General features: G+C 53.2%; 1 protein-coding gene. It reads right to left on the reverse strand.

Features of this window, described 5'->3' with window-relative positions:
- Positions 1-15: 15 nt before the first annotated feature.
- On the reverse strand, positions 16-801 hold a 786-nt coding region (locus tag ACFQ2O_RS21930), incomplete at its 5' end, for an IS982 family transposase (protein WP_377533102.1).

The following is an 801-nucleotide window of genomic DNA, read 5'->3' on the forward strand; positions in this document are numbered from 1 at the left end:
TAACTCAAGTTGCGATTATATACATTTATTGATGGTGTAGGCAAAAACAAAGAGGACTAGTTTCAAGATAAACCCCTGAGGAGTTACCGCGTGAATGGATTTGGGGAAAGCGGCCTCTATCTCACTAAAGGTAGTCTCCACTCTTTTTCGCATGGTGTTCTTGATAAAGGCCATCGCTGCACTGTCCTTGCGTTTGCTGTTGCTTTTTCGTTCTATGAGCAAGGCCACCTGCTCGCACTCCATGGACAGGTCCTCCAACTCATAATTGGTGTAGGCGCTGTCGCCATAGAGCCTGGCATGCGGCGGCAGGTTCACATGCATCGCCTGCAGGGCAAGGCCGTCATGCACGCTTCCCGCCACGATAAAACACTGGACCGGCACGCCGTCAGCCGTGGTAATGACTTCCACCTTGAAACCGTAGAAGTACTCCCGCTTGGAGGCGTTGTAGCCTCTGTAGGCCTTGTTCTGGAGCAACCTGCACCTGTTGATGCGGATGTTCCTGCACACGGCCACAGGGAAACTGTCAATGACGTACTCGCTGGAAGTGTTAAGCTCCTTGAGCGCATCCCCCAGCGCCAGAAAAACAGCGGCAATGGTTTCGCTCAAACGGTGCAGCATACGGTTGAAGTTGCTCTTGTGCGGCATCCGGCAACGGTGGTGCCCTTGCATGTAGCTCCTGGCCGTGGTCATGTTGCCTCCAAAATAACGGGCCGCCACCAGTGCCGTGGTGATCACCTCCGCATCGTTTAGTTTGCGTTTGGAGGCAGGTGCCTGACCTGCCACTTGTAGATAATCATCAAT

This window comes from Pontibacter rugosus, assembly GCF_042678745.1.
Lineage (GTDB): Bacteria > Bacteroidota > Bacteroidia > Cytophagales > Hymenobacteraceae > Pontibacter > Pontibacter rugosus.